This window comes from Haloferax sp. AS1, from assembly GCF_014530665.1.
GTDB lineage: Archaea > Halobacteriota > Halobacteria > Halobacteriales > Haloferacaceae > Haloferax > Haloferax volcanii.
In genome coordinates this window covers 1,875,872-1,900,559 of the sequence record NZ_SPSA01000001.1, presented here as the reverse complement: position 1 = coordinate 1,900,559, position 24,688 = coordinate 1,875,872, and the positions used below count along the sequence as shown (strand labels likewise).

Genomic DNA, 24,688 nt, shown 5'->3' with positions numbered 1-24,688 from the left:
CATCCGTACAGAACTAAGTCATTAACTAATATTATCATTATCAATCATTAACTATTAGTACTCCTCGGCAGTCGAACCGGGTGAGGAGACATCCGATGGTAGTATCCGCAGCACACCACGCGTCCGACCGCTCGACGACCGCGATACGAACCGACCGCTACCGACCGCCGACCCCACCGACGTAACCGATGACAAACCGCGACAACACGACCCGAACCGACACGACGACCCGCACGCCGACCACCGCTCGCTCGACGCCGACTCGTCCCCCCGCCGCGCGGCGCTACCCCAACAACGAGGAGAACATGGACGCGCCGCTCGTCCCCTTCATCCAGCGGCCGGGCGAGGACGACGAGATGACGACGATTCGGCGCGAACTCGCCGCGCTCCGCGCCCAACTGAACCGCATCGAGCGAACGATGCAGCCCACCGACACCCAATGAACCCGACCGAACTCGACAGCGACGTCTTCGCACAGGATGTTGACAACCAGAAGGCCCGCGAACTGCGGGAGATGCTGAACACGCAGGACTTCGTGTTCGCCCCCGGCATGTACCACGCGCTCGACGCCCGCCTCGCCGAGATGACGGGCCACGACGCCGCCTACATGTCCGGCTACTCGACGGTCCTCGGGCAGTTCGGCTTCCCCGACCTGGAGATGGTCACGATGACCGAGATGGTCGAGAACGCAAAGCGCATGGTCGAGGCGACGAACCTGCCGGTCATCGCCGACTGCGACACGGGCTACGGCGGCATCCACAACGTCCGCCGCGCCGTCCGCGAGTACGAGAAGGCCGGCGTCGCCGCCGTCCACATCGAAGACCAGACGACGCCCAAGCGCTGCGGCCACATCGCGGGCAAGCAAATCGTCTCCCGCGAGAAGGCCAAGGCTCGCTTCGAGGCCGCCGTCGACGCCAAGCAGTCGGAAGATACAGTCGTCATCGCCCGCACCGACGCCTACGGCTCTTCGAACGGCGACTGGGACGAGCACGTCGAACGCGGCCGCATCTACGCCGACGCCGGCGTCGACATCGTCTGGCCCGAGATGCCGAACCCCTCGCGCGAGGACGCCGTCGCCTACGCCGAGGAGATTCACGAGACGCATCCGGACCTGAAGCTCGCGTTCAACTACTCGTCGTCGTTCGCGTGGTCCGAAGAGGAGGACCCGCTGACGTTCCAGGAGTTGGGCGACCTCGGCTACAAGTACATCTTCATCACGCTGTTCGGCCTCCACTCGGGCGCGCACGCCGTCTACGAGGACTTCAAGAAGCTCGCCGAGCAGGACGAGGAAGGCCAGTTCGACCTCGAGCAGCGCTACCTCGGCCACCCGACCGAGAGCCACCACGAACTGTCGTTCGTCTCGCGGTATCAGGACATCGAGACGCAGTTCGACCCCGAGGCGCGCCGCCGCATCGAGGAGTCCGAAGGGTTCAGCGAGGAGCAGGCCGACCCCATCACGAGCAACGACGATGACTGAGCGCAGACACGACAGGGAGTTCGTGCGGACGTTCTTCACCTCGCCGACGGCCGTCGAGGGCGAAGACGACTCCGCGAAGATGCTCCGACGGGCGGCCGGCCTCCGCGGGATGCAAGCGCCCGACGTGTGGGTCCCCGACAACGAGGACGCCACCGCGCCGTCGATGCGCGACGAGGGGGCCGAGAACATCGTCGAAGTCATCTCCGAACACGGCTCGGAGTTCCCCGGTGAGATTCACCCCCGGATGGTCTGGCACCGCGACAGCCCCGAGACCCGATATCAGGGCTTCCAGCACATGCTCGACATCACCGACCCCGAGCGCGGGGCGGTCGAGCACATCGACGGCTTCGTCATCCCCGAGGTCGGCGGCATCGACGACTGGAAGAAGGCCGACGAGTGCTTCACCATCGTCGAGCACGAGCACGGCCTCGACGAGGGGAGCCTCGCCATGTCGGTCATCATCGAGAGCGGCGAGGCCGAACTCGCCATGTGCGACCTCCGCGACGAGATGGGCAAGCCCTCCAACAACCTCGAACGGCTGTTCCTCCTCGTCGACGGCGAGGTCGACTACACGAAGGACATGCGCGCCATGACGCCGACGGGCGAACTCCCGGCGTGGCCGGAGCTTCGACACAACACCTCGCGCGGGGCCAGCGCCGCCGGCTGTATCGCCGTGGACGGCCCCTACGACGACATCCGCGACGTGGAGGGCTACCGCGAGCGCATGACCGACAATCAGGCGAAGGGGATGCTCGGCATCTGGTCGCTCACGCCCGGACAGGTCGTCGAGGCAAACACCTCGCCGCTCCCGCCGAAGACCGGCAGTTGGCTCCTCGACGCGGACGGCGAGGAGGTCGAACTCGCGTCCGAGGACGGCGTCGAGGCGTACGACGGCGACCGCCTCTCGCTCGAAGCCACCGACGGCGGCTACGAACTCCGGGTCGGCGGCGACGCGCGGGAGCTCACCGCCGACGAACTCCGCGAGGAACTGCTGGGTCTGACCTCGTACGTCCCGAGCATGGACGACATCGTCGACTCCATGGAGGAGTTCGAGGCTGCCAAGGAGGCCGGCCGCGGCGCTATCGCCATGACGCAGTCCGCGACGCTCCGTATCGGCGGCACCGAAATCGACATCGAAAAAGACCGGATGTGGGACGAAGCGACCTATCAGGCCGCGATGACGCCCATCAGCCTGTTCCAAGACGTGTACGAGAACCGCCCGGACCAACACGATGAACTGGAAGAACGCTACGGCGCGGGCGTCGTCGAGCGCGCGATGGAGGTGGGTCTGTAAGCGCGGAAGACGGTCCGCCACAGGGGGTCCGCCGTCGGCCCCGGTTTCCGGCTTGGTCAGACGACGGCGTCCGGTTTCGTAGCTCTGCGGCGCGCGCGCCCGAACCGTGGGGGCGGCGCGCCTCGCTTTTTTCGGCAGTCTCGCGCGGTCCGCTTCGACTCGACAGGCCTCCTATCGACGCTAGCCTCAAGGTCCGCGCGCGCGACTCGACGCGTGTGAACGATTCCTCGAACACCCCGGCGACGACCGCGTCGGAGAGCGACGACGCCAACGACGGCAGCGGCGACGGCGACGAACCGCTGGAACCCGATGCAGTCGTCGAGTTCGAGGCGACTGGCGTCACCGACGAGGAGACCCTCGCGCGACTCCGCACGGTGAGCTTCTACCTCGACGAGGCGGTCGAGATTCCGGGGACGAACTACCGCGTCGGCCTCGACCCGATACTGGGGCTCGTGCCGGGAGTCGGTGACGCGACGGCCTCGGCGCTCTCGGCGTACATCCTCGTCGAGGCCGCCATGCTCGGCGTGCCGCGAGCGACGCTCGCGCGGATGCTCGGCAACGTCGTCCTCGACGCGACCGTCGGGTCGATACCGCTCGTCGGCGACGTGTTCGACGCGGCGTGGAAGGCCAACGCCCGGAACGTCCGGCTGTTGGAAGCCCGATGCGACGACACCTCCCCCGCGGCCGCAGCGGCCGACCGGCGCTTCCTCGTGGCCGCGGTGGCCGCCGTCACCCTCCTGCTCGTCGCGCTCGGCGCGGCGACTGCGCTCGTCGCCCTGTGGCTGCTCGGACAGGTTGGCCTATTGTAACTATCTGAAAAACAAACTAACTAAACCGGGTGTGTGGCTGGTTATCTCCCCCCAAAATATAAACTACAAGACATATATACGAGCTTGCAAACCGTGGCGTATGGAACGACGAACCTTCCTGAAGAGCGTCGCCACGACGGGAGCCCTCCTCACCACCGCCGGTTGTATGGGCGGTGGCTCCGAGTCGCAGCCGACCGCGGATACCGAGACGGGCAACGAGACCGGCAACAGTACGACTGGCGAGACGACGACCGAGGCCGAACCGGCCGAGGTCCCGTCGCCGGAACTCACCTTCCGCACGAACAGCGGCGTCCTCCGCGTCGTCCACATGGGCGGCGAGAAAATCACCGACGAGGGAACGGACGAGGTCTACGTCACCGTCGACGACGAGCGCACCGCGACGTGGGTCGCTGACGGCGACAAGGGCGGGGAGTTCCCCGTCTCGGTCGGTAACTTCCTCGAAATCGAGTCCGCAGAAAGCGGCTCGACGGTCGAGGTCGTCTGGGTCGGCAGCGAGGGTGCCGAAGAGGTCCTCGCGACTCACGAGGTCGGTGCCGAGGAGACCGCGACGACGACCACGAACGAGACGACCACGAACGAAACCGCGACGAACGAGACGGTCACCGAGACGACGACCGCCAACGAGACGGTCACGACGACGGCGACCGAGACGACCACGTCGTCCGGCAACGAGACCAGCAACTGAGGACGACGACCGACGACCGACGCCGGCGTCGGACGCGACGGAGCTTTTTTCGACCGAAGCGGGTGACGACTCGCGCTGTTGCACGCGGAGCGACGGGAGCGTAACGCGACGCGAGAGCAGCGACGGGAGCGACTCAGTCGTCGGCCGGCAGTCCGTCCGGGTCGGCCGCCGGTGCGGGCGCGACGAGGCCGACGCGGACGCCGAAGCGCCGCCCCAGCGGGCCGAGCGCGTCGCGCTTCATGAACGCGAAGCCGGCGAGGATGAGCGCAAAGCCGGCGACGGTGACGGGGCCGAGGCGCTCGCCGAGGAACGCCCAGCCGGTGACGGCGGCGACGACCGGCGTGACGTAGTTGACGAGGCTGATTTCGACCGCGCCGATGCGGTCGAGCAGGACGAAATAGGCGATGAAGCCGACGGCGCTGCACAGCACGGCCAAAAACAGCAGCGCGGCGACGACGACGGGCGTCCACGCCACGCTCGCGAGGCCGGGTTCGCCGAGGACGGGGCTCGTGACGTGGAGCATGGCCGCGCCGATGAGCATCATCCACGACTGCATCGGAACGACCGGCGGGTTGCCGGGCAGTCGCTTGACGAGTACCGAGCCGAACGCCCACGCCGCGGCGGCGAGAAACAGCAAGAGGACGCCGAGGAGTTGGCCGCCGACCGACCCGGACGCGAGGGCGATGACCACCGTTCCGGCCAGCCCCAGCAAGACGCCGAGGAAGCCGAACGCGTCGAGGCGCTCTTCGGGGAGCATCGGCCACGCGAAAAGCGGCGTGAGGACGGGCGCGAGGCTGATGACGATGGCCGAGACGCCGCTCGTCACGTACCGCTGGCCGGAGAACAGAAGCGAGAAGTGCGCGCCGATGAGGAGCGCGCCGCCGACGAAGACGACGAGCCACTCGTCGCGGCCGCGGGGCCGCCAGTCCTCCGCCGCGAGCAGGCCGTAGCCGAACAGCACGACGCCGGCCACGTCGTACCGGAGGGCGGCGAACAGCACGGGCGGGAGGGCGTCGAGTCCGACCTCGATAGCCATAAAGGAGGTCCCCCAGAGGACCGCGATGGTCGCGAACAGTGCGAGCGTCCGATTCGTTTGCGTATTGATAGACACGAGATATCGACCGTAGACCCAGGTGTTGAAACGGCTACCACGCCGCCGTACATCAAATTTCTCGGAGCCGAGATAGCACTCCTCTCGGGTCGTGTTGACAACCGTCTCAGCGTGGCGGAACGTCAGCGAAGCCGTCGGCGACCCGACGAACAAAGTAAGCTAGTTACGCGCGCCCCGAGAGAGACCGACCATGAGCATCCTTGAGGACGCGCGAGCGCTCGCGGAGAGCGGGCCGGTCTGCGACGCCTGTCTGGGCCGGGCCTTCGCCGAGCGCAGTTTCGGGCTGACGAACGCCGAGCGGGGCAAGTCGCTCCGGGTCGCCGCCGCCCTCGACGACGACGAACCGTACGAGGCCGTCGACACCGAGGACTGCTGGGTCTGCGAGGGAGCCTGCGCCGAGTTCGACGACTGGGCCGAGCGCTGTGCAGAGGCCATCGAGGACGTGGAAGTCGAGACGTACCAGGTCGGCACCCGCGCGCCGCCGCTCGTCGAGGAGAACGAACTGCTCCTCCGCGAGGGCGCGGGGCTCCCCGAGGACGCCGGCGAACTGTTCAAATCCGAGTTCAACCGCGAGGTCGGAAAGCGCGTGGGCCGGCTCACCGGCACCGAGGTGGACTTCACCCGCCCCGACGTGCAGTTCCTCCTCGACATCGAAGCCGACACCGTCGAGGCGCAACTCAACTCCGCGTTCGTCTACGGGCGCTACCGGAAGCTCGCCCGCGACATCCCGCAGACCGAGTGGCCCTGCCGCGAGTGCGACGGCTCGGGCTACAAGGGTAAAGAGCCGTGCGACTACTGCGGCGGCTCCGGCTACCTCTACGAGGACAGCGTCGAGGGCTTCGTCGCCCCCGTCGTGACGGACGTGATGGACGGCGTCGACGCGAAGTTCCACGGCGCGGGCCGCGAGGACGTGGACGCGCTCATGCTCGGCACGGGCCGACCGTTCGTGGTCGAAATCATGGAGCCGCGTCGCCGCACCGTCGACGTCGAACAGCTCGAAGGCGACATCAACGCGATGGCCGAGGGCGAAATCGAGGTCGAGGGGCTCCGACTCGCCACCTACGACATGGTCGAGCGCGTGAAGAAACTCGACGCGAGCAAGGAGTACCGCGCCGCCGTCGAGTTCGACGACGGCGTGACCGACGCGGAACTGGCGGCCGCGCTGGACGAACTCACCGGCGCGACCATCGAGCAGTACACCCCCAACCGCGTGGACCACCGCCGCGCGAGCATCACCCGCACCCGCCACGTCTACGACGCCACCGGCGACCTCGAAGACCCGCACCACGCGACCGTCGAAATCCACGGCGAGGGCGGCCTCTACATCAAGGAACTCGTCTCCGGCGACGAGGGCCGAACCAACCCGAGCCTCGCCGGCATCCTCGACACGGGCGCGGTCGTCACCGCGCTCGACGTGATTGCAGTCGAAGGCGAGGACGAGCCGTTCGAGGACGACGCGTTCTTCAAGGACTGAATCGAGACGCCGGCGGGAGTCGGCGGGAACCGGTCTGGTCGGCGTCACGGACCGCAACCTCTAATTTTCCACCCCAAGACCCGACCAGGTATGCACATCGGCGTCGACGAGGCCGGAAAGGGACCCGTGTTGGGTCCGATGGTCGCCGCGGCGGTCCGGGCGGACCCCGACGCCCTCCCGGACGGTATCGCCGACTCGAAGCGCCTCGCCCCCGAGCGGCGCGAGGAACTCGCCGCAGAGCTGCGAGAGCGCGACGACATCTCGGTCGGCGTCGCGTTCGTCGAGCCCGAGACCATCGACGACCCCGAGACGGACATGAACCTGCTGACCGTCCGGGCGCAGGTCGAAGCGGCCGCCGACGTCGCCGCCGACGCCGACGAACTCGTCTGCGACGCGGGCGACGTGAGCGAGTCGCGGTTCGGCCGTCGCGTCCGCGAGGGTCTGGCCGAGGCGGGCGTCTCGGTCGCGGTCCGCGCCCAGCACCGCGCGGACGACGAACACGCCATCGTCGGCGCGGCGAGCATCGTGGCGAAAGTCGAACGCGACCGACGGGTCGAGGCCATCGCTGACGAGTACGGCGAGGTCGGAAGCGGCTATCCGAGCGACGGGACGACCCGCGAGTTCCTGCGGGAGTACGTCCGCGACCACGGCATTCTGCCGGACTGCGCGCGGAAGTCGTGGTCGACGTGCGCCGACCTCGTGGCCGCGCACGAACAGTCGTCACTAGGGGATTTCTGAGGCGTCGGGGAACCGGCGGTGGAAAACGTGGAGGGCCGGTAGTTCGGAGGCGAATCGCGGAGACGATTACCGCATCTCGGCGAGCGCGACGTACGCGCCTTCCTGGGCGGAGAGCCACGTCGTCAGCAGCTCGTCTTCTGTGAGTCCTGCGGGGAAGATGGTGCACTCGTCGGGCGCGTCGTCGTACGGGGCGACGATAGCGACGAGTTCGTCGTCCGCGGCGTCGGAGCGCCGCAAGGCGTCCGGGCGGGTCGTCGTCGCGTCCGGGTCGTCGTGTCGAAGGGTCGTATCGTCCATGAGTGGAGTGCGTGCACCGTGATTACCGACGGGCGGCGGTTGCTTGGTTGCCGCTTCACTCAATATTTTATAGACAGTCTATATGATTCTGTCGGCGAATCCGCCCCGGTGAGGACGACCGAAACCGCCGCAGTCTGCCGATTCTGAAATAGAGAACGCTCGTCCGGGCACGGAGATATCAGCTTCGAGAATCGTCGAGGCCGCCCGAGCGGACGGAATCGCGACTTCGCGGTGTCCGGGGGGCGGTCGGCAAAAACGCGTCGGCCGAATCGAGGTCGGCCTCAGCGGTCCTCGGTCAGGAGGAGTCGGAGGATGTCACCGTACGCCGGGCGGGTGACGAGCACGCCGACGATGACGCCGAGGATGGTGAAGATGGCGAAGCCCTGGAGGTCACCGAGCGAGAGCACGGCGAGCGGGCTCATGGCGATGATGGTCGTCGCGGCGGCGGCACCGATGACCCAGAAGGCGCGGCGGAACCGCGACTGGAAGACCTTGCGGGACTTCACGGAGCCTTCGCCCATCACCTCGTCGGCGATGATGATGAGGTCGTCCACCCCGGTCCCGATGACGGCGATGAAGCCGGCGATGACGGAAAGGTCGAGCGGGTAGCCGATGGCCGCGGCGAATCCGAGGAGGATATACACCTCGGAGAGGCCGGTGACGATCATCGGCAGGGCGACCTGCGGTTTGCCGTAGCGGATGAAGACGACGCCCGCGACCGCGAGCACCGCGACGATGCCCGTGATGAGCGAGTCGAACTTGAAGCTCTCACCCTGGCTCGGGGAGATGTACGACGAGGTGCCGCTATCCTCGCCCGAGAGGTCGAGGCGGGCCGGCAGCGCGCCGGCGCGAAGGTTGATGGCGATTTCCTGCGCCTCGGACGTGTTGCGCGTCTGGAGCTGGAAGCTCGGCGCTCCGGCCCACTCGCCGGCCCGCATGGTGTCGGCGAGCCCGCCGCTCATACCGAAGGCGTTGACGACCTCGCCGTTGACGACGAGCAGGAGACAGCCCTCGGTCGTGTTCCGACCGCCGTCTTCCATGTAGGTACACCGCGTCCCGCCGGGTTGGGCGAGGCCGGTGTCCTGAACTGCCGTCTGGAACTCCGCCGCGGGGTCGTCGCGGACGGAGACGGGGACGAACGCCCCGCTTCCGGTCTGGGACTCCTGTGCGGTCCCGATGGAGGTGAAGTCGGCCTGCGTCAGGACGGCCTCGCGCGTCTCGTAGGTCCGCGAGCCGTTGTCCGTTCCGGTCGGGTAGTAGATGTCGATTTGGACCGTCCCGCGCTCGCCGACGAGGTCGACGACGTCGGACTGGTCGCGGTTGGGGACCTCGACGAGGATGAAGTGCTCGCCCGTCGCCGTGGTCACCTGCTGGACCGTCCCGCCGGAGAGGCCGGCCTCGTTAATCTTCGACTGGAGGACGCGAACCGTCTCGGCGCGGGTCGTCCCGGTGACGCCGTCTCTGACCTCGCCGTGGGCGTAGCCCGCGGCGTCGAGCGCGGCGCTCAGGTCGTCGGCCGTGACGTTCTCGATGGTCGCTTCGACCGTGCTGGACTCAGCGCCCGTGCGGGCGATGATGTCCGCGGCGTCGGCACCGGCTATCTGGGCGGCGACCTGCCGTTCGACGACGCGCTCGGAGTCGCCTTCGAACTCGACGTCTTCGGCGGTGACGCCGACGAGCGGCGCGCGGATGCGCGTCCCGCCGTCGAGTTGGAGACCGAACTGGAGGTTCGTCGCGCTGTCGTCCTCGCCGATTGGGGACTGATTGCCCATCGTCGGCGAGAAGAGGGCGAACGTCGATAGCAGGATGGCCACGACGAGGAAGATGACCCGCCAGTTGTCGCGGAGCGTGCTCATCGAGCCACCCCCTCGAACTTGTACCAGCGAAGGAGGGTCACGTTCAGCATGTAGGTGTTCATCAGGTCGGCGGTGAGGCCGAACACGAGGACCGTCCCGATGGCGGCGAGCAGTTGAATCCCGAACAGCGTCGCCGTGATGGTCATGACGATCATCGCCGCGATGGACGTGAGCGTCATGGTCACGCCGGTGCGCATGGCGCGCGCGGTCGACTCGTAGAAGTCACCGGAGCGCCGGAGGACGTGATTGTTCAGGAGGATGTCCGAGTCCACCGAGTACCCGATGAGCATCAGGAGCGCCGCGACGGTCCCCAGCGACAGTTCGATGCCGAAGAGGTTCATCAGCGCCACCGGGATGACGATGTCGGAGAACGCCGAGAGGACGACCGCGATGGAGGGGACAAAGGAGCGGAACATGGCGAACACGAGGACGCTCATGCCCGCGAAGGCGACCGCGAGGCCGCCGAGGGCGAGCAGTTGCGTCTCGCCGCCGAAGTTAGCCGACACGGCGTCGATAGACCTGACTTCGAAGCCGGCGTCCTCGGCCTGCGTCTGGAGTTCGGTCGATGTCGCGCTCCCCGACTGGAACGTCACGACGTAGGTTCCGTCGGCCGCGACGGAGCGAATCGATTCGGGCTGGCTATCGAAGGCCGCGGCGACCTCGCTTTGCGGGGCATCCGTTGCGATGCGGAGTTCGGTACCGCCGGTGAAGTCGACGCCCGGATTCACCGGCGCACCAGTCGCGACGTACCACCCTCCGATGACCAGTAGGGCCACCGCGAGGACCGCGAGGGGGACGGCCGCGAGTTGGCGATTCGTGTACCGGGTGTAGTCTACCTCCGGTACCGTAAACTCAACCATGGGTTGCGGTCCTGAGCGGTGCGGAATAAGGTTTCTTATCCGCGGACGATTTCGGCCGCGGCGCGGTCTGGCGAGCGCGCGGCGAACCCGCGACAGGCCCATAGTCGTTGGCCGACAATCGTGAACTATGACGACCGAACCGACGGCGACCCGCGTGGTCGTCTCCTTCCCCGACGAACTCAGCGCGTGGGGCCACGACCAGCTGACCGCCGACCGCTTCGTGACCTACCTGCGACGGGTCCACGAGGACGCCGCGCCGGGCGACGAGTGGGAAGAGTTCCTCGACGTTGGCTGTTGCGGCGACTCGCTGACGCTGACGCTCCGCGTGGAGGAACTCGACCCCGAAGGGGCGACCCGCATCGACGACGAGACGACAGTCGAGTTCGTCGAGCGCGAGGGGAGCGTCCACGGCGGCTGGTGCGTCCAGAGCGCGGACGGGCCGGTCTCCTCGACGGCGGAACAGCGGTAGAACGCGAGACGAACTCCGGGGTGAAAACCGACCTGTCAGGGCATGTAGCGGACCGCGACGACGCCCGGCTGCGAGCGGATTTCGACGCGGTTCACGTCGAGTCTGGCGGCCCGCGAGAGCAGGCCTTCTCTGTCGTCGAGGATGTCGTCGACGGCCTGTTCGGTCATGTCGTCGGGGACCGACAGGACGTGAATCTCGCCGGTTCCGGCGCGTTCCTCGCGGACGAGTTCGCCGTCGGGGTTGTCGGCGGCGATGTCCCGGGAGTTCGTCGTCGGCGACTCGGTCGAGCGCTCGACGGAGACGGTCCAGCGCGACTCGACCTCCACGAGCTGCCACGAGACGTTCATCGGCGGGTCGGGCGCGACGGTCCCGCGGACGGCTTCGTCCTCGGAGACGCCGGGGTTCGACGAGAGCGCGTGGACCTGCCCGGAGTGAACGTCCTTCAGGACGGCCGACTCCTCGTCGGCGGCGGTGACGAGAAACGTTCCCGTTCGCTCGGACTCGGCCTCGGTGTCGGTCTCGGACTCGGTCATCACCCGCTGTACGCCACCGGGCCTTTTCCCCGTTTCGGGCGCTGACGGCGGTGTGTGGCACCGATACCCACGGCGACGGTGGGCTTTTCTCGCGGCGCTTCGAGGCGACTGACGATGCCCGCGCTCTGGCGGTTGACTCGGACCGAGACGGCCCGCCGCGTCTACGACGCGCTCAAGGCCCGCGGCCTCACGGCGACGCAGATGGACGAGTACGTCGCGGACGCCGCCGCGGCGGACGCCGACCGCGACCCCCCGTCGGGAGTCGAGATTCGCGCGCTCGACCCCGCGGAGACGCGTCGATTCGAGGGGCGTTACGACGCGTTTTCCGAACTCCGAGACGACGAGACGGCGGTGTGCGCGTTCGACGCCGAGAGCGGAGGGAGAGACGGCGAGGGCGGTGAGAACGGTGAAGCCGCGGACTCCGACCTCGTCGGCTACCTCTTTCTCGGTGACCCCGGCCTGACGTACCACGTCCACCCGCTGGAGGCCGACGTGACGTTCCCCGGCGGCTACGTCCGCCGGGTGTTCGTCGCGCCCGCGGCGCGGAACCGCGGCGTCGCCACCGCGCTCGTCTCGCGGGCCGTCGCCGTCGCCGGCGAACGGGGAGCCGAGACGGTCCACGCGCTCGTCGCCCGCGACAACCGACCCTCGCAGTGGACCTTCGAGAGCGTCGGCTTCCGAGTCGCCCGCACCCGGGCGTACTACCGGGTCGGCCCGTGGCGACGCCGGCGCGTCAAACCGCGTTCATAGCGGTACAGAACAGTCAGTGCCGTCCCGAGCGCTCCGTTCGGGAACGTTAGTATATAGATATTTGATTTATATATACTATATCGGTTAAATTTATACTCGGTCGACCGAGTGTGTCTGATAGACAGGCATGACGGACGAACTCAGGTCAGCAGTTCGCGGGAGGCTGGACGCGGTCGACGCGCGGGCGAGCGAGGTCGTGCGCTCATCGACGGGGGAGAACATGATTTCGCGGCTCGGGACCGCGGACTGGTTGAGTCTGGGCGCGCTCTTCTGGGCGTGGGTCGGCGCGATACTGTTCGTGTCGGGCGAGCCGAACTGGGCCATCGTGGCCGTCCTCGCCGGCTTCGCCTTCGACAAGGCCGACGGCTACTACGCCCGCAAAACCGGGACCGCCTCGGCGTTCGGCCGACAGATAGACTCGTTTATCGACATCTTCGCGTACCTCGTGTCGGCGGCGCTCCTGTACCACGTCGCGCTCGCGCCCAACCCGGCCGTGAGCGCCGTCGTCGGCTTCGTCGTCCTCACCTTCGGCGGCCTGCGACTCATCCGCCACAACAGCGAGGGCTTCGGCGACGAGGGCGGTACCTCGTACTACCACGGGACGACGGTCGTCCACACGCACCTCGTCGTACTGGCGAACTACTTCCTCCTCCAGTTCGTCCCGCTGTGGAACGGCTGGGTCGCGGGCGCGACAATCGTGGCGGTCTGCCCGCTCATGACCTCCGACTACAAGGCGTACAAGACCGACGCGGGCCACGTCCTCGTCGGCGTCGCCGGCGTCCTGACGGTCGTCGGCTGCCTCGCGCTCGAATTCGGCGTGGTATGAGCGGGCGGGCGCAGGGCTCGCGGAGGCCACAGACGCTCGCGGTGGACCTCCACGTCCACACCGACGCCTCCTACGACTGCGAGATGTCGGTCGAGGCGGTGTTGGCCCGCGCGGCGGCGGTCGGCCTCGACGCGGTCGCCATCACCGACCACGACTCGGTCGGGTCGCTCCCGCGGGCGTTCGACATCGCCCACGAGTACGGCGTCCGGGTCGTCCCCGGCGTCGAGGTCTCGACGGCCGACGGCCACCTCCTCGCGCTCGGGGTCGACGACCCGCCGGCGACGAGGCGACCGCTCTCGGAGACGGCACGAGAGGTCCGCGAGGCGGGCGGACTCGCGGTCGTGCCGCACCCGTTTCAGACGTTCCGACACGGCGCGTCCCGGCGGGCGATTCGGGACGTTGACGCCATCGAGGCCATCGAGGCGTACAACGCCCACACGCTCACCGGATTCAGAAACGGACAGGCGCGGCGCTACGCCCGCCGGCAGGGACTCCCGGGCACGGGCGGGAGCGATGCCCACCGGCCCACGCTGGTCGGACAGGCGTACACGGCCGTCTCGGTCGAGGCGGACGGCGGCGTCACGACGGACGCCATCTTGGAGGGGATTCGCGCCGGGCGAACCGTCGCTCGCGGGACGCGGACGACCGCCCGCCAGTACCTGCGGAAGTACGCGCTGAACGCCCGGCTCAAGACCGCCTCGTTCCTGTGACCGGTCGCCTGTTCGACTCGCCCGCGGCGCGGAACGCGGCGCTCGTCAGAATCGGGGCCGTCGCGGTCGCTTTCGCGGCCGTCGCGGTCGGCGTCGCCGTGTTCGCCCCGCGCCTCGCTGACCCGGCGTGGGTCCGCTCGGCCGTCGAGTCGACCGGCCCGTTCGCCCCGCTGGTGTTCGTCGGTATCCAGACGCTTCAGGTGATTCTCGCGCCGATTCCCGGCCAAGCGCTCGCCGCCGTCGGCGGCTATCTGTTCGGGACGGTCGCCGGCACGGCGTACAGCATGGTCGGCGTCGTCGCCGGAAGCGCCATCGTCTTCCTGCTCGCCCGGCGCTTCGGCCGGCCCGCGGTCGAGCGTCTCGTCGCCGACGACGCCCTCGCGCGGTTCGACGGCTTCGCCGACCGCCGGGGCGTCGCCGGCCTGTTCGTCCTGTTTCTCCTGCCCGCGTTCCCGGACGACGCGCTCTGCGCCCTCGCCGGGCTCTCGCCGCTTCGACTGCGGACGCTCGTCGTCCTCGTCGCCGTCGGTCGCCTGCCGACGTTCGCGCTCGCCGCGGCCGCCGGGCAGAACGCGGGCGCGGCGAACTACGAGGCGGTGGCGCTCCTCGTCGGAATCGGCGTCGTCGCCTCGGCGGTCGTCTACCGCTACCGCGACGAGTTGGCGGCGAGGGTCGGCTGAGAAAACGCGCGGGTCGCGGTTAGCGAAGCAGTCGGTGAATCCCGTAGATGCCCGCCGCGCACGCGACCGGCGGGACGAGGCCGTAGAGCGCGGGCAGGTCGTAGAGGAGTCGGACGACCGGAACGAGCGCCGAGACGGTCACGGGGCCCACGGTGAACGGCTCGGCCGGCGTCTGAAGCTCCGCGGGAACCGACGCGAGAAGCCCCACGTACACCGACAGCATGAACACGAAGCCCGCGAGCGCGAGGCTCAGGTCGTACCGCGGCTTCGACCCGGTGCGGCGGTGTCGGCGGGCGACGAACAGTATCGGGGCGACGAGCGGCGCGACGACGAACAGCCCCACGAGGACGTAGAACGACCGCGAGAGGGTGAGCGACCCGCCGGGGACGCCGGCGGTCGCACCGATGAGGACCACGAGTCCGAAGGCGACGAACAACGAGACGATGCCCGTCGCCAGCGCACCGACGAGCACGTAGCACTTGAACAGCCACGACTCGCTGTGCCGGAAGGCGTACGGGAACGCGCCGATGACGCCGCCGTAGTCGTCTGCCATCGGTCGCCCTTGGGAGCGGCCGCGATTAAAGCGACCGGTGTCGTTTTGACGCCGGGCGACGCGGCATCCGGTATGCAGGTAGACCTCGGAAACGTCCTCGACACGGCGCCCGCCCACGGCGTCTCGCGCGAGGCGCTCGACCGACTCGACGACCGCGTCGCGGCCGCTCACGACCGCATCGAACGCGGCCGAGCGGCCGGCGAACACGGCTACGAATCGCTGAACCTCCCGAACACCACCGACCCCGCGGCGATTCGCGACGCAGTGAGCCGGTTCGACGACCCCTCGGCGGTCGTCACGGTCGGCATCGGCGGGAGCGCCCTCGGCGCGGCCACCCTCACCGACGCGCTCGAAAGCGACGTGGACGCCTACTACCTCGACAACGTCGACCCCGAGGCCGTCGAGCGCCTCCTCGACTCGCTCGACCTCGCGTCGACCGTCGTCAACGTCGTCTCGCGGTCCGGCACGACCGCCGAGACGCTGGCGAACTTCCTCGTCGTCCGGGAGGCCATGGCCGACGCGGGCGTCGACTGGACCGACCGGACGTTCGTCACGACCGGCGAGGAGGGGAACCTCCGCGACCTCGCGGACAAACACGACCTCCCGTCGCTCCCCGTCCCGGACGGCGTGCCCGGCCGGTTTTCGGTGCTCTCGACGGTCGGCCTCGCCGCCGCCGCCCTCTGCGGTCACGACATCGAGGCGGTCTTGGAGGGCGCGGCCGCACAGGAAGCGCGCCTGTCTGACTCGCTTTTCGACTCGCCGGCGTACGCCTACGGCGCGGTGTCCTACGCGCTCGCCGAGCGCGGCATGCAGCAGAACGCGATGATGCCCTACGCGGAATCGCTCGAAACGTTCTCCGAGTGGTTCGCCCAGCTGTGGGCCGAGTCGCTCGGGAAGGACGGCCTCGGCCAGACGCCCCTGCGGGCGCTCGGCGCGACCGACCAGCACTCCCAGCTTCAACTGTACCGCGCCGGCCCGCGCGACAAGTTCGTGACGCTCGTCCGCGCCGCGGAGCGCGACGACGTCGCCATCCCCGAGACCGACCTCGACGGCCTCGCGTACCTCGGCGGCTCGTCGCTCGGTGACCTGCTCGACGCCGAGTTCGAAGCGACCGAGGCGAGCCTCGCCGCGGCCGGCCGGCCGAGCGTCCGTATCGAACTCGACCGCGTCGACGAGTACGGACTGGGCGAACTGCTCTACGCGATGGAGGCCGCCTGCGTCCTCTACGGCGAACTCGCCAGCGTGGACACGTTCGTCCAGCCGGCGGTCGAGTGGGGCAAACGCGCCGCCCGCGGCCTGCTCGGCGGCGGCGACTTCGAGGAGGCCGACGCGGTCGAAGAGAAGTCGCGGCTGGTCGTCGAGTAGTCGGAGCGAGCGGCGCACGGCGACCACGGCCGAGACTCGGCTTTTGCGACGACGACCGAACGGCCAACCAGCGACGACGACCGAACAGTCCACGGGGTGGGACTGAAAGGGGCCGCGGGGGCTTTCGAGGGGGTCCAACAGACCGGTCCTCCGCTCGAAACGACGCAACCGACACAGACGCACGTGACTCCACGGAGTCACGAGAATCGACCCGAATAGATTATCCGACCCCGTTCCGAAGGGGGGACAATGGCACACGACACCGCCCGCACGTCTGCGAGCCTCGCAGACCACCTCCAGGCGTACGGTGGCATCATCATCGTCGTCGCCCTTTCGCTCCTCGTCGGCGCGACGTTCGGCTCGCTCGCCGGCGGCCTCGCTCGCGGCGTAGTTCCGGGCGATACTGCGCTCATCGGCGCGATAGAGAGCGCCGGACAGTTCGTCGGCTTCGGCGTCGTCGGCGCGGGCTACCTCGCCGCCCGCGACGACTGGGAACTGATTCGGTTCGAGCGACCGACCGCGCGCGACGCCCTGTGGATTGCGGGGGGATTCGTCGCCGTGATGGGCGTCTACCTCGGCGCGTCGGCGCTGATGGCCGCGCTCGGCATCCAGAGCGGCGACAGCGTCATCGCCCAGCAGGGCCGCGAGAACCCGGTGTACTTCCTGTATCTCACGGTCGTCACCATCGTCCTCGTCGGCCCGGCGGAGGAGCTTATCTTCCGGGGCATCGCCTTCGGCGAACTCCGGCGGCTGTGGGGGCCCGCCCCGGCGGTCGTCCTGTCGAGTCTGGTGTTCGCGTCGATTCACCTCTGGTCGTTCTCCGGCGAGGGGCTGTACGTCTCGTTGGGGATGGTGCTCGTCCTCGGGAGCGTCCTCGCGGTCGTCTACGAGCGAAGCGGGAACCTGCTCGTCGTCGCGCTGGTCCACGGGCTGTACAACGCGGTCCAGTTCCTCGTGAGCTACGCGCAGGCGACCGGGCTGGTCTGAAAAAGCGGCATCGAACCGCGGGCGGCGACCGGCTTACGCCGGGTTCTTCCGCGACAGCTCCATCCCGCAGATGGGACAGCGCTCTTTGTCCTCGTCGAACTCGCGGCCGCAGCCCTGACACTGGAACTTCCAAGTTCGCTGTTCCGCGATGCCGTCTTGGGCGATGACTTCGACGCCGACGTTGAGCCGTTCGGCGACGTTCTGCATCGCGTAGTCATCGGTGACGAGCGTCGCGTCGAGTTCGAACGCGGCGGCGATGAGGCGCGTGTCGGTCTCCGAGAGCACGTCGCGGTCGCCGGTCTCGCCCGCGGCGCGGAGCACCTTGTCCACGGTTCCCTGTCCGGGGATGTGGACGTACATGCCCGCGCCTTCGAGGGCGTCGAAGCGGAAGGCGTGCTCGCCGGTGAGTTCTTCTTTGACGAGGGGAATCGAGGCCGTCTCGTCGTCGGTGTGGTACTCGTGGATGAACGCAGACGCGTCGAGAATCCGCATTGAGAATCTATCCTGAATCTACCGTTGGACGACGATGTAATCCTTGACCGCCTGCACGCGATTCACCGGGACTCGGAACCGTCCGTGGTCGTCCTGGTCGAACGAGACGCGTCCGGGGGAGATTTGCTCGTTCGGCTGGACGAGCAGGTCGTGCAGCTCGCCCGATTTCATATCCATCGTGATGTTGTACAGCATCCCGAGCTCCGTCCCGTCCGAGCCCATAACGGCCTTTCCGGAGAGGTTCTCGGCGAGTATGTCGGCCATACACACCCCTTCCTCGTCGGTTCACATAAACGGTACGGGCACGTCTGACGAGCGGCCGACGAACCCCCCATCCCGCCTGCGGGCCGCGAGAACAGTCGACACGGCAAATCGTGGGATTCGTGCGCGCGGCCGTGACGATGGACTTAACTTGAGTCACCGACTCGATTCCGGTAAGAGCTTTCTCCGGGGCGATTCTTCATGTCCGACACTGATTCGACGTCACAATCCGATACGCTTCGCACACCCATCGTGGCCGTCCTCGGCCACGTGGACCACGGGAAGACGAGTCTTCTCGACAAGATTCGCGGCTCCGCCGTCAGCGAGGGTGAGGCCGGTGCTATCACCCAGCACATCGGCGCGACCGCGGTCCCCTTAGACACCGTCTCGCAGATGGCCGGCAGTCTGGTCAAACCCGAGGACTTCGACCTCCCGGGGCTGTTGTTCATCGACACGCCGGGGCACCACTCCTTTAGCACCCTCCGCTCGCGCGGCGGGGCGCTGGCCGACATCGCCATCCTCGTGGTCGACGTGAACGACAGCTTCCAGCCGCAGACCGAGGAGGCAATCGACATCCTCAAGCGGACGGGGACGCCGTTCATCGTGGCCGCGAACAAGATAGACACCACGCCGGGCTGGAACCCCCAAGAGGGGGCACCCATCCAGAAGACCTACGAGGAGCAGTCACAGCGCGCGCGCTCGAAACTCGACGAGAAGCTGTACGAGATTATCGGTGAACTCTCCGACCGGGGCTTTTCCTCCGACTTCTACTGGCGCGTCCAGAACTTCCAGTCCAACATCGGCGTCGTTCCCGTCTCCGCGCTCACCGGCGAGGGGATTCCGGACCTGCTGGGCGTCCTGATGGGCCTCTCGCAGCGCTACATGAAAGACGAGATGGCCATCGACGTGGCCGGTCCCGGCTCCGGGACGGTCCTCGAAGTCAAGGAGGAACGCGGCTTCGGCGCGACCCTCGACGTGGTCCTCTACGACGGGACGATTCGCGCGGGCGACACCGTCGTCGTCGGCGGCGCGAACGACCCCATCGTCACCGAGGTCCGCGCGCTCCTCCAGCCCCGGCCGAACGCCGAGATTCGCACCGAAAAGCGGTTCGACAAGGTCGAGGAGGTCCGCGCCGCGGCCGGCGTGAAAATCGCCGCGCCCGACCTCGAAGACGCGATGGCCGGCGCGCCGGTCCGCGTCGTCGGCGACCGCGACCTCGACGAGGTCGTCCGCGAGGTCGAAGCCGAACTCGCGGACATCGAGGTCACCACGGAAGAAGAGGGCGTCGTCGTCAAGGCCGACACCCTCGGCAGCCTCGAAGCCATGGCGAACGCCTTACAGGAGGCCGAAGTGCCCATCCTCCGCGCCGAGGTCGGCGACGTGGCCCCGCGCGACGTGGCCGTCGCCTCGACCGCCCGCGAACCCGAACACAAAGTCATCCTCGGGTTCAACGTGGACGTGCTCTCGAACGCCGAGGCCGAACTCGACAAGAACGACGTGAAACTGTTCGAAGACGACGTTATCTATCAGCTCGTCGAGGAGTACGAAGAGCACGTCGAGGAGATGAAGCGCGCCCAACAGGAGACGATTCTCGACAAAATCGTCCGCCCGTGTCGGTTCCGCATCCTCGAAGACCACGTCTTCCGACAGAACAACCCCGCCGTCGTCGGCGTCGAAGTCATGTCCGGGACCATCAAGAACAACATGAACGTCGTGAAGTGGGAAGACGGCGAGCCCAACCGCGTCGGCCAGCTCTCGGGCATCCAGGAGAACGGCGAGGACGTGTCGAGCGCCCGCGCCGGCTCGCGCGTCAGCGTCGCCATCGACGGCCCGACGGTCGGCCGCCAGATAGCGGAGGGCGACGAGCTCTGGATCGAACTCCCCGAGAAGCACGCGAAGATTCTCGAACAGGAGCTCCGAGACGACATCCCCACCGACGAACTGGAGGCGCTGTCGGGCTACCTCGAAAAACACCGCCGGCGCGACCCCTTCTGGGGCAAATAGGCGACTAACCGCGCCCCGATTGTTCCGTTGGTTCACCGCACCCGTGAGCCGCACGGCCCTCCCGTCGGGCGAAATAGCTAATATTCACACGTTCGTATTCGCCGCCGAGTGGTATCATGCGCACACGAACATCCCATAGCGACAGCATCGTCTCGGAAGCGACGCGGTACGACGCCATTCTCGCGACACTACCGCTCCCGCTCGTCGTCGGTGCGGCGGTCGGCGCGCTCTCGCCGCTCCCGATTTCGCCCGTCGTCGGCGCGAGCGGCCTCGTCTCGGCGGCCGTGCTCGCCTACGGGTTGTTCGTTGCGACACCGAAGTCGGCGGCGGGTCCGACCAGCGGCCCGGGCGCGTCCGCCGAGACCGACGCCCCGCTCGACGGCGTCACCACTCGCGTCCGCGACGACGCCGGTCGGAACCGCCGTCGCGGGAGCGTCTGAGCGGGGTCGCTCGCTCGCCTTGCGCTCAGGGGCGGTTCCACTCCCAGAACCAGTACGCCGCGCCGAACAGCATCAGCCCCGCACCGAGAGCCGAAGTCGCCGGTTCGGGGAAGACAAACAGCAGGAAGCCGACGATGATGAGCGTCGTCGGGCCAATCTCGTCCGCGTAGCCGAAAAGCGAAACCATACCTCTCTTTCGACCGCCTCCGTGAAGTGTATTGTTCTCGTTCTGAACTGACGAGAGTACGAGCTGAAACGAAGGACGAGACGACGAAGCAACGACGAGAAATCGGTCGGCAGGTCACAACGGCGCGTCAGTGGCCACTCGGACCCCGACGGCAACGGGGGTCGGTCGGGGTTACCGAGCGGCGGGGGTGAGGTCGTCTCCGACGGCGCTCATCACCTGAAACGCCGCGGTTGCGGCTAGCCCGCGGGCGACCTCGTTTCGGTCTTCGTCGGTGAGTCCGGCGTCGAGTTCGTCGGCGTCCGGCGAGAAGCCGGCGCTGACGGGGTGGCCGACCGGCGGGTGGACGGCCACGGTGGCGAGCGGCCCGGTCGACCCGGTCGAGAGCTCCGACCCGACGGCGAAGCCTTCGGGGAGGTACGACTCCGTCCGCGAGACGATACCGGCGACGGCCCGCCGGAGCGCGTCCATCTGGTCGACGGTCAGTTCTCGGTCGGCCGACGCCTGGCCGGCCCCAGTCACGCCGGGAGCGCCCGCATATGGGTTGTTCCCGTTCATCAGTCGTCTGCGATACGGGAAGGACGTGTAAAAAGCCGTCGTCGGTCACCGACGCGGCGGGCGAATCGAAAGCGGATGACGACGTGGTGACGACGCCGTCAGGCCGGTCGCGGAAGCGAGACGGTGACGACGGTCCCGTGGGACTTCGGCGTCGAGATGTCGAGCGACCCGCCGGAGGCGTCGACGATGGCGCGGACCAGCCAGAGGCCGACGCCGCTGGTGTGCGAAAGCGGCGTCTCCGAGCCCGAAAGCAGGGCCTCGCGCTCGGCGTCCGGGATGCCGGGACCGTTGTCGGTGACGGTCACCCCGACGACCTCGCCGAGCTGCCAGACGCCGACGTGTACCTCCGGGTCGTCGCAGTCGGAGTGGACGACGGCGTTATCGAGTAGTTCTGCGATGCTCCGCGGGAGCGCCGGGTGCGCCCGCGCGACGAGCGTCTCCGGCGAGGCGACCGAGACCTGTACCGCCGGGTACTCCATTTCGAGGTCCTCGACGGCGTCTGTGACCGCAGACGTGAGGTCGACGTCGACCTCGTTCCCCTCCGCGAGCTCGACGGTCCTGAGGAGCGCGACCTCGTCGCTTACCTCGACCAGTCGGCTCGCTCGCTCTCGAATCGCCTCGACGGGGTCGGTGTTCGCGTCCGCGTCGTCCCGCGGCTCGACCAGTTCGGCGTAGCCGAGAATGGCGGTGCAGGCGTTCCTGATGTCGTGTCTGAGGATTCGATGGAGGACGCTCGTGTGGGCGAGCGTCGACTCCAGTTGCTCGGAGGTCCGGTCCAGTTCGGACTGGCTCCGGTCGACGAGAACGTACACCAACAGCGCCGACAGGACGACGAACAGCCATCCCTTCACCGTCTGGATGAGGTCGTGGTTGGGGAGCCCCGCCACGAGACTGTCGCTCGTCGCGACCCAGAGGAACCCGAAGGCGGCGTAGATGAGCGCCACTCGCCTCGGGGACAGGTCGAACGGCGCATCACCACTCATGCCCGAGCAATACTCACAAACGCTGATGAGTCCGTCGGTCAGCGCGGCGTGTCAGAAGACGGACTCGCTTTGCCCGTAGGCCGCGACCGTGACCGCGGTGGTGTAGCCCTCGCCCTCGTGCGTGCCGGTGGTGAGCGCGACTTCCTCGTCATCGAACGACCACTCTCGGAGGTTCCGGCCCGCTTCGAGGCCGTCGATGACGGCCGCGCGGACGCTGTCTTCGTCGGTTCCGGACGCCTCGTAGAACAGCCCGGGACCGGAGCCGGTCGCCCAGCCGAGGCCGGCGACGACCGTCTCGCCGGGCGTCGCGGTGGTCTCGCGGGCCTGCACCACGGTCAGTCGGTTGCCCGCCGGGCCGAGGTCGGGAGCCACGTCGACCGCCTCGACGGTCGCGTCGGCGGGGACGACCGACGAGACGGCGACGAGGTTGTAGTTGTGGATGTTGGCGGCGGCGAGCGCGGCGTCGTACGACGCCATCTCCGTGGGGGCGGTGCCGACCCCGCGGACGACGCGAATCGTGTTCATGTCCGAACTCTCGCGGCGGCGGAAAAGGGGGTTACGAATAGCGGCGCTCGAAAGTTGGGGAATGGGTGGCGTCCGTGACCGCCCCCGGCGGCGGTCCCCGGCCGCCGACCTCAGTACTGGTAGTCCGTGAAGCCCGAGATGGGGCCGGTACCGGACTCGTCGACGTTCGAGAGCTTCTCGTGGGCGGCGTCGAAGTCCGCGCCCGTCACCTCGGTCCGGCCGTCGCGGATGGCGAACATCCCGGCCTCGGTCGTGAGCGACGCGATGTCCGCGCCGGAGTAGTCGTCGAGTTCCTCGGCGAGCGCGTCGAGGTCTACGTCGTCGGCGACGTTCATGTCGCGGGTGTGGATGTCGAGGATGTGGCGGCGTCCCTCGACGGCGGGCTTGGGCACCTCGATGAGGCGGTCGAACCGGCCGGGCCGGAGGATGGCCTCGTCGAGCATGTCGAAGCGGTTGGTCGCCGCGATGATGCGGATATCGCCGCGGTCGTCGAAGCCGTCCATCTCCGAGAGCAGCTGCATCATCGTGCGCTGGACCTCGGCGTCGCCGGAGGTCTTCGAGTCCGTCCGCTTCGAGGCGACGGCGTCGATTTCGTCGATAAAGATGACCACCGGTTCGCGCTCGGCGGCGAGCTTGAACAGGTCGCGGACCAGCCGCGCGCCCTCGCCGATGAACTTCTGGACGAGTTCGGAGCCGGCCATCTTGATGAACGAGGCGTTGGTCTCGTTGGCGACGGCCTTCGCGAGCATCGTCTTCCCGGTGCCCGGCGGGCCGTAGAGGAGCACGCCCGACGGCGGGTCGATGCCGACCTCAGCGAACATCTCGGGGTTTTCGAGGGGTTGTTCGACCGCCTCGCGGACCTCGCGGACCTGCTCGTCGATGCCGCCGATGTCGTCGTAGGTGACCGTCGGTGACTCGACGACCTCCATCGCCTGCGCCCGCGCGTCCGTCTCGTCGTCGAGGACGGTCTGGACGGCGAACGAGTCGTTGATGGCGACGCGGTCGCCGGGCTCGATGTCGTCGATGTTCAGGCTCGGTGCGAACTCGGTCAGGACCTCCTGGTTGTTGCCGTGCTGCTTGATGATGACGCCGTCGTCGGTCAGCTCCTCGACCGTGGCGATGTAGTACGAGGCCGTCTTCAGCGCCTCGTTGCGCGCTTTCATCTGGTCGACCTCGTCGACTAACTCGGCGTGGCGGTCATCGGCGTTCTGGAGCCGCTGGTCGAGTTCGCGGTTGACGTCGACCATGCGTTCGAAGTGCTGGCGGAGTGCAGACAGCCGCTCTGCATCCGACATCTCGGGGTCCAGATCGAGATGAGGACGTTCCGGGAGAGATGGACTCCGTGACATCAGTGATTGGCCTCACTTAGGTATGCGCGTAAATGTGCCTTTGGGTCAGAGAACCCGACTGCCGCGCTCGAAGCGGCTTTAGGTGGCGGCGGTCCCGTGGCGCTCGCTCGCGGCGGCGAATCGCAGGCCGGCAGCGCGACGCCGCGGCTCACGGGCACGAGCGGGTCGCAGGAACGCGCTGTCGCAGGAACGCGCGAAGCAACGAAGACGAAGGTGTGGAAGGAGGAAGTTGCGGAGGTTCGGTGTGTACAGGTCGCCCCTCGTTTCGGCCCGACGTGCCCTCCGCGAGAAGGGATACGACGCCCACCGACTTGAAAGGAATTCGTCATCGCCGAGAACGTCCCGTAAATCGGGATGTCGGTATTCATCCGGTAGTATCCGGCGAGCGACCGCTTCC

Annotated in this window: 29 protein-coding genes; 16 read left to right on the top strand and 13 right to left on the bottom strand. The window is 67.9% G+C overall.

All coding sequences use genetic code 11. The features are described 5' to 3' along the window. Nucleotides 1–188 precede the first annotated feature (188 nt). The 5 genes from E4P24_RS10115 to E4P24_RS10095 all read left to right on the top strand — a co-directional run bounded on the left by E4P24_RS10115 (nucleotide 189) and on the right by E4P24_RS10095 (nucleotide 4,286). The gene (locus tag E4P24_RS10115) at nucleotides 189–443 is read left to right on the top strand and encodes a hypothetical protein (RefSeq protein ID WP_004062918.1); all 255 of its coding nucleotides are present in this window, start codon (nucleotides 189–191) and stop codon (nucleotides 441–443) included. Beyond that, nucleotides 440–1,477 carry an isocitrate lyase gene (gene aceA, locus E4P24_RS10110; protein WP_004062919.1) on the top strand — a complete coding sequence of 346 codons (1,038 nt, stop codon included), beginning with the start codon at nucleotides 440–442 and terminating at the stop codon, nucleotides 1,475–1,477. Before E4P24_RS10115 ends, aceA begins: the two co-directional genes overlap by 4 nt. Continuing rightward, a complete protein-coding gene (gene aceB / locus E4P24_RS10105) occupies nucleotides 1,470–2,771 on the top strand; it encodes a malate synthase AceB (RefSeq protein WP_188148440.1) in 1,302 nt (433 codons plus the stop codon). Before aceA ends, aceB begins: the two co-directional genes overlap by 8 nt. A 215-nt stretch (nucleotides 2,772–2,986) precedes the next feature. After that, nucleotides 2,987–3,580: a DUF4112 domain-containing protein gene (locus E4P24_RS10100; RefSeq protein ID WP_004062921.1), complete on the top strand. Its 594-nt coding sequence runs from the start codon at nucleotides 2,987–2,989 to the stop codon at nucleotides 3,578–3,580. 100 nt (nucleotides 3,581–3,680) lie between these two features. Next, nucleotides 3,681–4,286 carry a twin-arginine translocation signal domain-containing protein gene (locus E4P24_RS10095; RefSeq protein WP_115861155.1) on the top strand — a complete coding sequence of 202 codons (606 nt, stop codon included), beginning with the start codon at nucleotides 3,681–3,683 and terminating at the stop codon, nucleotides 4,284–4,286. 133 nt (nucleotides 4,287–4,419) lie between these two features. Here E4P24_RS10095 and E4P24_RS10090 read toward each other — a convergent pair whose 3' ends face one another. After that, nucleotides 4,420–5,397 carry a DMT family transporter gene (locus E4P24_RS10090; protein WP_006601151.1) on the bottom strand — a complete coding sequence of 326 codons (978 nt, stop codon included), beginning with the start codon at nucleotides 5,395–5,397 and terminating at the stop codon, nucleotides 4,420–4,422. A 190-nt stretch (nucleotides 5,398–5,587) separates the two neighbouring features. Here E4P24_RS10090 and E4P24_RS10085 point away from each other — a divergent pair, with 190 nt between their 5' ends. Further along, nucleotides 5,588–6,871: a tRNA pseudouridine(54/55) synthase Pus10 gene (locus E4P24_RS10085; RefSeq protein ID WP_188148439.1), complete on the top strand. Its 1,284-nt coding sequence runs from the start codon at nucleotides 5,588–5,590 to the stop codon at nucleotides 6,869–6,871. A gap of 90 nt (nucleotides 6,872–6,961) precedes the next feature. Then, nucleotides 6,962–7,609, top strand: coding sequence for a ribonuclease HII (rnhB, locus tag E4P24_RS10080; protein ID WP_115803215.1), 648 nt, complete (start codon nucleotides 6,962–6,964; stop codon nucleotides 7,607–7,609). A gap of 66 nt (nucleotides 7,610–7,675) precedes the next feature. Here the strand turns inward: rnhB and E4P24_RS10075 are convergent, their stop codons facing one another. The 3 genes from E4P24_RS10075 to secF form a co-directional block, all read right to left on the bottom strand. Next, nucleotides 7,676–7,906, bottom strand: coding sequence for a hypothetical protein (locus E4P24_RS10075; protein WP_004041856.1), 231 nt, complete (start codon nucleotides 7,904–7,906; stop codon nucleotides 7,676–7,678). A 281-nt stretch (nucleotides 7,907–8,187) separates the two neighbouring features. Then, nucleotides 8,188–9,762 (bottom strand): preprotein translocase subunit SecD, encoded by a 1,575-nt coding sequence (gene secD / locus E4P24_RS10070; RefSeq protein ID WP_004062926.1) that lies wholly within the window; start codon nucleotides 9,760–9,762, stop codon nucleotides 8,188–8,190. Beyond that, entirely contained in the window at nucleotides 9,759–10,622 is an 864-nt protein-coding gene (gene secF / locus E4P24_RS10065) for a protein translocase subunit SecF (protein WP_004062927.1), read from the bottom strand. Before secF ends, secD begins: the two co-directional genes overlap by 4 nt. Before the next feature lie 127 nt (nucleotides 10,623–10,749). Between secF and E4P24_RS10060 the strand changes: the two genes are divergently transcribed. Next, nucleotides 10,750–11,091 carry a hypothetical protein gene (locus E4P24_RS10060; protein WP_115803217.1) on the top strand — a complete coding sequence of 114 codons (342 nt, stop codon included), beginning with the start codon at nucleotides 10,750–10,752 and terminating at the stop codon, nucleotides 11,089–11,091. A gap of 35 nt (nucleotides 11,092–11,126) precedes the next feature. Here E4P24_RS10060 and E4P24_RS10055 read toward each other — a convergent pair whose 3' ends face one another. Further along, entirely contained in the window at nucleotides 11,127–11,624 is a 498-nt protein-coding gene (locus E4P24_RS10055) for a DUF5812 family protein (protein ID WP_115861159.1), read from the bottom strand. Between the two features lie 114 nt (nucleotides 11,625–11,738). Between E4P24_RS10055 and E4P24_RS10050 the strand changes: the two genes are divergently transcribed. From E4P24_RS10050 to E4P24_RS10035, 4 genes are all read left to right on the top strand, one after another. Beyond that, a complete protein-coding gene (locus tag E4P24_RS10050; protein ID WP_188148438.1) occupies nucleotides 11,739–12,374 on the top strand; it encodes a GNAT family N-acetyltransferase in 636 nt (211 codons plus the stop codon). A 127-nt stretch (nucleotides 12,375–12,501) separates the two neighbouring features. After that, complete coding sequence (locus E4P24_RS10045) at nucleotides 12,502–13,200, top strand: phosphatidylcholine/phosphatidylserine synthase (RefSeq protein ID WP_004062931.1); 699 nt, start codon at nucleotides 12,502–12,504, stop codon at nucleotides 13,198–13,200. After that, on the top strand, nucleotides 13,197–13,910 hold the full coding sequence (locus E4P24_RS10040; protein ID WP_188148437.1) for a PHP domain-containing protein: 714 nt from the start codon (nucleotides 13,197–13,199) through the stop codon (nucleotides 13,908–13,910). The genes E4P24_RS10045 and E4P24_RS10040 overlap by 4 nt, the downstream gene beginning before the upstream one ends. Further along, nucleotides 13,907–14,590: a TVP38/TMEM64 family protein gene (locus E4P24_RS10035; protein WP_006601147.1), complete on the top strand. Its 684-nt coding sequence runs from the start codon at nucleotides 13,907–13,909 to the stop codon at nucleotides 14,588–14,590. The genes E4P24_RS10040 and E4P24_RS10035 overlap by 4 nt, the downstream gene beginning before the upstream one ends. A gap of 19 nt (nucleotides 14,591–14,609) precedes the next feature. On the opposite strand, the gene E4P24_RS10030 is transcribed toward E4P24_RS10035, so the two are convergent. After that, nucleotides 14,610–15,143, bottom strand: a complete 534-nt coding sequence (locus tag E4P24_RS10030; protein ID WP_004041847.1) for a hypothetical protein — start codon at nucleotides 15,141–15,143, stop codon at nucleotides 14,610–14,612. Nucleotides 15,144–15,215: 72 nt separating this feature from the next. Between E4P24_RS10030 and E4P24_RS10025 the strand changes: the two genes are divergently transcribed. Together E4P24_RS10025 and E4P24_RS10020 are read left to right on the top strand one after the other, a co-directional pair. Continuing rightward, nucleotides 15,216–16,508, top strand: coding sequence for a hypothetical protein (locus E4P24_RS10025; RefSeq protein ID WP_004062935.1), 1,293 nt, complete (start codon nucleotides 15,216–15,218; stop codon nucleotides 16,506–16,508). A 249-nt stretch (nucleotides 16,509–16,757) separates the two neighbouring features. Further along, the gene (locus E4P24_RS10020; RefSeq protein WP_188148436.1) at nucleotides 16,758–17,495 is read left to right on the top strand and encodes a CPBP family intramembrane glutamic endopeptidase; all 738 of its coding nucleotides are present in this window, start codon (nucleotides 16,758–16,760) and stop codon (nucleotides 17,493–17,495) included. 33 nt (nucleotides 17,496–17,528) lie between these two features. Here E4P24_RS10020 and E4P24_RS10015 read toward each other — a convergent pair whose 3' ends face one another. Together E4P24_RS10015 and E4P24_RS10010 are read right to left on the bottom strand one after the other, a co-directional pair. Then, entirely contained in the window at nucleotides 17,529–17,987 is a 459-nt protein-coding gene (locus tag E4P24_RS10015; RefSeq protein ID WP_004062937.1) for an NOB1 family endonuclease, read from the bottom strand. A gap of 18 nt (nucleotides 17,988–18,005) precedes the next feature. Next, entirely contained in the window at nucleotides 18,006–18,251 is a 246-nt protein-coding gene (locus tag E4P24_RS10010) for a PRC-barrel domain-containing protein (RefSeq protein ID WP_004041843.1), read from the bottom strand. A gap of 198 nt (nucleotides 18,252–18,449) precedes the next feature. Here E4P24_RS10010 and infB point away from each other — a divergent pair, with 198 nt between their 5' ends. Continuing rightward, complete coding sequence (gene infB / locus E4P24_RS10005; protein ID WP_049916525.1) at nucleotides 18,450–20,252, top strand: translation initiation factor IF-2; 1,803 nt, start codon at nucleotides 18,450–18,452, stop codon at nucleotides 20,250–20,252. Between the two features lie 116 nt (nucleotides 20,253–20,368). Further along, a complete protein-coding gene (locus tag E4P24_RS10000) occupies nucleotides 20,369–20,692 on the top strand; it encodes a hypothetical protein (protein WP_188148435.1) in 324 nt (107 codons plus the stop codon). A 25-nt stretch (nucleotides 20,693–20,717) separates the two neighbouring features. On the opposite strand, the gene E4P24_RS09995 is transcribed toward E4P24_RS10000, so the two are convergent. The 5 genes from E4P24_RS09995 to pan2 form a co-directional block, all read right to left on the bottom strand. Beyond that, entirely contained in the window at nucleotides 20,718–20,879 is a 162-nt protein-coding gene (locus tag E4P24_RS09995; RefSeq protein WP_004062940.1) for a hypothetical protein, read from the bottom strand. A 171-nt stretch (nucleotides 20,880–21,050) separates the two neighbouring features. Continuing rightward, a complete protein-coding gene (locus E4P24_RS09990) occupies nucleotides 21,051–21,434 on the bottom strand; it encodes a DUF5811 family protein (RefSeq protein ID WP_004062941.1) in 384 nt (127 codons plus the stop codon). A 98-nt stretch (nucleotides 21,435–21,532) separates the two neighbouring features. Next, the gene (locus E4P24_RS09985) at nucleotides 21,533–22,378 is read right to left on the bottom strand and encodes a sensor histidine kinase KdpD (protein ID WP_004041839.1); all 846 of its coding nucleotides are present in this window, start codon (nucleotides 22,376–22,378) and stop codon (nucleotides 21,533–21,535) included. A 90-nt stretch (nucleotides 22,379–22,468) separates the two neighbouring features. Further along, a complete protein-coding gene (locus E4P24_RS09980; RefSeq protein WP_004041838.1) occupies nucleotides 22,469–22,942 on the bottom strand; it encodes a pyruvoyl-dependent arginine decarboxylase in 474 nt (157 codons plus the stop codon). Nucleotides 22,943–23,052: 110 nt separating this feature from the next. Next, the gene (pan2, locus tag E4P24_RS09975; protein ID WP_049896234.1) at nucleotides 23,053–24,291 is read right to left on the bottom strand and encodes a proteasome-activating nucleotidase Pan2; all 1,239 of its coding nucleotides are present in this window, start codon (nucleotides 24,289–24,291) and stop codon (nucleotides 23,053–23,055) included. Nucleotides 24,292–24,688: the final 397 nt, after the last annotated feature.